The sequence below is a fragment of the Pseudomonas sp. SDO55104_S430 genome (genome assembly GCF_054070595.1).
In genome coordinates this window covers 1-4,996 of record NZ_JBSVXG010000317.1, presented here as the reverse complement: position 1 = coordinate 4,996, position 4,996 = coordinate 1, and the positions used below count along the sequence as shown (strand labels likewise).

At 61.3% G+C, this 4,996-nt stretch carries 6 protein-coding genes; 3 read left to right on the top strand and 3 right to left on the bottom strand.

The window, feature by feature from the left end; all coding sequences use genetic code 11:
* Window positions 1-139: 139 nt before the first annotated feature.
* Window positions 140-601 carry a MarR family winged helix-turn-helix transcriptional regulator gene (locus tag ACW9JE_RS28455; protein WP_457434652.1) on the bottom strand — a complete coding sequence of 154 codons (462 nt, stop codon included), beginning with the start codon at window positions 599-601 and terminating at the stop codon, window positions 140-142.
* A 69-nt stretch (window positions 602-670) separates the two neighbouring features.
* Window positions 671-1,627 carry a LysR family transcriptional regulator gene (locus ACW9JE_RS28450; protein WP_224537229.1) on the bottom strand — a complete coding sequence of 319 codons (957 nt, stop codon included), beginning with the start codon at window positions 1,625-1,627 and terminating at the stop codon, window positions 671-673.
* 124 nt (window positions 1,628-1,751) lie between these two features.
* Between ACW9JE_RS28450 and ACW9JE_RS28445 the strand changes: the two genes are divergently transcribed.
* The gene (locus ACW9JE_RS28445) at window positions 1,752-2,486 is read left to right on the top strand and encodes a sulfite exporter TauE/SafE family protein (protein WP_457434651.1); all 735 of its coding nucleotides are present in this window, start codon (window positions 1,752-1,754) and stop codon (window positions 2,484-2,486) included.
* Here ACW9JE_RS28445 and ACW9JE_RS28440 read toward each other — a convergent pair.
* On the bottom strand, window positions 2,476-3,330 hold the full coding sequence (locus tag ACW9JE_RS28440; protein WP_224537227.1) for a LysR substrate-binding domain-containing protein: 855 nt from the start codon (window positions 3,328-3,330) through the stop codon (window positions 2,476-2,478). The two genes, ACW9JE_RS28445 and ACW9JE_RS28440, sit on opposite strands and share 11 nt — an antisense overlap.
* Window positions 3,331-3,425: 95 nt before the next feature.
* Here ACW9JE_RS28440 and ACW9JE_RS28435 point away from each other — a divergent pair, with 95 nt between their 5' ends.
* On the top strand, window positions 3,426-3,641 hold the full coding sequence (locus tag ACW9JE_RS28435) for a DUF1127 domain-containing protein (protein ID WP_224537226.1): 216 nt from the start codon (window positions 3,426-3,428) through the stop codon (window positions 3,639-3,641).
* 64 nt (window positions 3,642-3,705) lie between these two features.
* Complete coding sequence (locus tag ACW9JE_RS28430; RefSeq protein ID WP_457434650.1) at window positions 3,706-4,935, top strand: winged helix-turn-helix domain-containing protein; 1,230 nt, start codon at window positions 3,706-3,708, stop codon at window positions 4,933-4,935.
* Window positions 4,936-4,996 lie beyond the last annotated feature (61 nt).

The following is a 4,996-nucleotide window of genomic DNA, read 5'->3' as shown; positions in this document are numbered from 1 at the left end:
TTTAGTCCCGCCCACCCCTTCAAGTCTAAACATACAAGCGAGCCTGCTCGCGATGCGGCGGGTCAGTCAGCATCGATGCTAAATGTGAAACCGCCATCGCGAGCAGGCTCGCTCCCACAGGGGAGGGGATGTCTGAGGGTTAGAGGCTGTCCTGCAAATGCCGACGCAGCTCTTGCAGCTCCGCCTGCAGATTCTGCAGCCGCTCCAGCGTCATGCCGCTGGCGCCGAGGATGCACTGGGGAATGCTCCGGGCCTTGTCTCGCAAACCCCGACCCTGATCGGTAAGTTCGACGATCACCACGCGCTCGTCTTCACGGCTGCGGGTACGGCTGAGCAAACCTTCGGCTTCCAGGCGTTTGAGCAGGGGCGTGAGCGAGCCGGGATCTGTGAGCAGACGTGCGCTGATTTCTCCAACGGTCAAACCATCCTGTTCCCACAGCACCATCATCGCCAGGTACTGTGGATACGTCAGGCCCAGCGCCTGCAACAAGGGCTTGTAGACCTTGGTCATCATCAGTGAAGTGGAATGCAGGGCGAAGCAGGCCTGGTTGTCCAGCAGCAGGTCGTCGCAGTTATCCGGGGTGTCGCGTTCGGTGGTCATTTCGAAGCCTTGAGCAATGATCGTCATGAATCTAGCGGTCAAATCTTTAATGCGCCAGACAATTCCGGACTAGTGGCGATTCAGATGGGTTTGCAGTACCAGATCCCAGGGCGGGATCGGGCTGAAGCGGGTTTTCAGGTATTCCAGCAAGAGGCGGCTGCGGGAATTGGGTTGTTGTTCCAGACGCAGGGCATAGATCCCGGTGCTTTCCGGCTTGGGCAGGCCGTTTTCGCAGAACAGCGGCAACAACTCGCCACGCACCAGGTATTCGCTGGCCAGCCAGGTCGGCAAATGGGCGATGCCCAGACCGGTTAACGCGCCGAAGACCAGGGCCTCGGCATTGTTGGCACTCATGCGTATGCGCGAAGGTCGATGCAGTTGCATCTGACCTTCAAGCTCGAAGCGCCATGCGAACTGCGGTGCCAAACCCTCCCAGTCCACGCCGTCGTGTTCGCAGAGTTGCACCGGGTCTCTGGGGACGCCCCGGCGTTGCAGATAGTCCGGGCTGGCACAGGCGATACGCATCATGCTCGCCAGCGGGGTAGCGACCAGCCGAGTATCGGCCAATTGACCGGTACGCAGCACCAGGTCGACTTTACCCAGATTCAGGCCCTGCATATCGACGAAGCTGTCGATCAGATGCAGGTGCACATCAAGGCCTGGATAAAGCGCCAGAAAGTCCGCGATTACCGGAGCCAGATGGCGACGACCGAATGCTGCCGGGGCGTCCACCCGAATCAGACCTTCGGGTGCGCTGCTCAGGGACACCGCCTCTGCTCGCGCCAGCCGCAGTTCCTCGACGATCCGCCGGGCCCGTTCGGCAAATGCCAAACCGGCCGGCGTCGCTCGAACCGCGTGGGTTGTGCGAACGAACAACTGGCTGCCCACGGCGCTTTCGAGGCTGTCGATCCGTCGCGCCACCGCAGAGGGCGTCAGCGGATGGCGACGAGAGGCGGCAGAAAAACTTCCGGTTTCCAGAACGTCCAGGAACAGAGCGAGCTGGTCAGTCAATTGATTAGGGTTCATAAAAAGCCGTTTTGCTTATGCGAGTCGAGCACAGCCATTGTGCGCTGCTGTGCGTTTCCCCACCAGAATCATCTGAGTACGATGAGCTCACTATCTGGAGGACCTCGCAGTGATTGAGTTTTTGATGTATCTGGTTTTCGGCGCGGCCCTGGGCACCCTGGGCGGCATCTTCGGCATCGGTGGCGGTCTGATTGCCATCCCGCTGCTGGGCGTACTGTTCGGTCTGGATCAACAAATCGCCCAAGGCACGGCACTTGTCATGGTGGTGCCCAACGTCATGCTGGCGCTGTGGCGCTACCACCAGCGCAATCGCATCGAAATGCGCCATGCCCTGCCTCTGGCTTCGATGGGTTTCTGTTTCGCCTGGTTCGGCTCGATCTGGGCCGTGGGCATCGATGCGCAAACCATGCGCATCGGCTTCGTCGCCTTTCTGGTCGCGCTGTCGACTTACAACCTGGTGCGCATGTTCTCTGCCCGCACGCCGGCGTCTTCGCAAATGAAGTATTCATGGCCATGGCTGGGCGTGCTCGGTGCCGCTTCCGGCACCATGGGCGGGTTGTTCGGAGTGGGCGGGGCGGTGGTGGCGACGCCGGTGCTGACCAGTCTGTTCGGCACCACGCAGGTGGTTGCCCAAGGGTTGTCGCTGGCGCTGGCACTGCCCAGCACCGGCGTCACCCTGGTCACTTACGCCGTGCACCATCAGGTCCATTGGGCGATCGGCGTACCTCTGGCAGTCGGCGGCCTGCTGAGCATCAGTTGGGGTGTGAAGATCGCCCACGCCATGCCCGAACGCCTGCTTCGCGCTCTGTTCTGCGGTTTCCTGGTGTTATGCGCGGTGATGCTCGCCTTTAAAGTTTGAAGCCGTCGACGATATGTTCGGCCAGGCATTCGGTGATCGGCGAAGGGTTGTGCAGATTGCGCACCAGCATGATGCTGGCCTCGGGCAATAACGGCAGGTCCTCGGCTTCACCAAGGATGCGCATGTCCTGAGTGATCAGGCTTTCCAGTTGCGCGGTGACCGCAAGGCCCGCGCTGACCACCGCCATGATCGCCGACAGGCTGTCGCTGTTGTACGCCACGCGGTAATCGCGCCCCGCCGCATCCAGAGCGTTGCAGGCCCACATCCGGCAAAAGCAGTCACTGTTGAACATCGCCAGCGGCAAGGGTGTTTGCTCATGGGCGCTGTAGCACTGCGCCTCGGCCCAGACGAACCGTTCCTTGCGCAACAACTGGCCGATTTCGCTACCCGGTTCGCGGGTGACGATCGACAGGTCGAGGTCCTGACGCATCAGCAATTGTTTTGAAGATTCGCAGTGCACTTCGATCTGGATCAGCGGATAGGACTGAGCGAAGCGCCGCAGGATCCCCGGCAAAAAGCGCATCACGTAATCGTCCGGCGTGCCGATGCGCACCGTGCCGACCATGTCCGGTTCGCGCAAGGTGTTGAACACCTCGCTGTGCAGCTTGAGGATGCGCCGCGCATACCCCAGCAGCACCTGGCCTTCGGCAGTCAGCCGTACTTGCCGGCCGTCACGCTGGAACAGCTGACGCTGCAACACGTCTTCTTCCAGCCGTTTCATCTGCATGCTCACCGCCGACTGCGTGCGATGAACCAGCTCGCCGGCGCGGGTAAAGCCACCCTGGTCGGCGATCGCGACGAAGGTGCGCAGCACTTCGGTATCGATAGTCTGATAAGTAGACATTTATCAATCTCCGAGATGTTTGCCATCAGAAACATTTGTTGGATTGATCTTAGACCCGGCGCGAGACTGGAGCCATCCAAACGGAGGGCAACAAGATGAAAGGTCTACATGAGTTCCAAGGCGCAGAAAAACACTCGGTCCATCTGATTTCCGATCTGCTGCACAAGGTCAGCCGCTGGTACGAGCTGCATCGCGAGCGCGAACTGCTGGCAAGCCTGAGCGACGAAGCGCTGAAGGACATCGGTATGAGTCGGGCGGATGTCGAGTTCGAGTCGGTCAAGCCATTCTGGAATGATCCGATGCATAAATGAGTGACATCCAACTACACAAACCGACTTATGGTGAGGTAGGTTGCGAGCAGACAAGGAGATGCTCATGCCCGCGACACAATCCTTATCCCTCAAACAGGCTCGGCGTCTGGCGCTGGCTGCCCAAGGATTCAACGGGCGCCAGCCGCCAGCGACGATTAAAGCGGCCCACCTGAACCGGCTGATCGAACGGCTGGGCATCCTGCAGATCGATTCCGTCAATGCCGTGGTGCGTTCGCACTACCTTCCGCTGTTTTCCCGTCTCGGTAACTATCCCTCTGAATTGCTCGACCAGGCTGCCTGGAGTCAGGGCCGTCGTCGCACCTTGTTCGAATACTGGGGCCATGAGGCTTCGCTGATGCCGCTGTCGCTGTACCCGATGATGCGCTGGCGCATGCAGCGGGCGACGCGGGGCGAAGACATCTATCAACAGCTGGCGCGTTTCGGGCGAGAGCAGCAGGACACGATTCGTCGGGTCCTGGCTTGCGTCGAGGAGCAGGGTGCGCTCGGCGCCGGCAGCCTGTCGACGCGCCAGGAGCGGGCCGGCCCGTGGTGGGACTGGAGCGCGGAGAAGCATGCGCTCGAATGGCTGTTTGCCGCCGGTGAAGTTACGGTCGCCGGGCGCCGCGGGTTCGAGCGGCTCTACGACCTGCCGGATCGGGTGATTCCCTCGGCGATCCTGACGCAACCGATGCCCGACGAGGCCGAAGCTCAGCGCGGCCTGCTGCTGCATGCCGCGGCCGCCCTGGGCGTGGGCACCGAGAAAGATCTGCGGGACTATTTCCGCCTGAACCCCGCCGACAGCCAGCCGCGACTTGCAGAGCTGGTGGAGGCGGGCGAGTTGCTGATGTGTGACGTTCAGGGCTGGCGGCAACCGGCCTATTGCCTGCCCGACGCCAGGCCACCGCGCAAGGTCGAGGCCAGCGCGCTGCTTTCGCCTTTCGATTCACTGGTCTGGGAGCGCAGCCGTACCGAGCGGCTGTTCGATTTCCGCTACCGACTGGAGATCTACACTCCGCAGCACAAGCGGGTGTATGGGTATTACGTTTTGCCGTTTTTGCACCATGAACGAATCGCCGCGCGGGTCGATCTGCGGGCCGAGCGGGCGGCAGGGCAGTTGGCGGTGCATGCGGTGCACGAGGAAGAGCAGGGGCTGGATGATGAGGGGATGCTGGCGCTGGCGGTGAATCTGCGGCGGATGGCGGATTGGCTGGGGTTGGCGCGGGTGCAACTCAATTGCCCAAGGGCGAGTGCCATTCGATTGCGGGCGGCATTGGCTCAAATTGATGGTGAATGAGCCGGCGTCTTCGCGAGCAAGCCCGCTCCCACAGTTGACCGTGTTTCTTCAGGAGGAATGC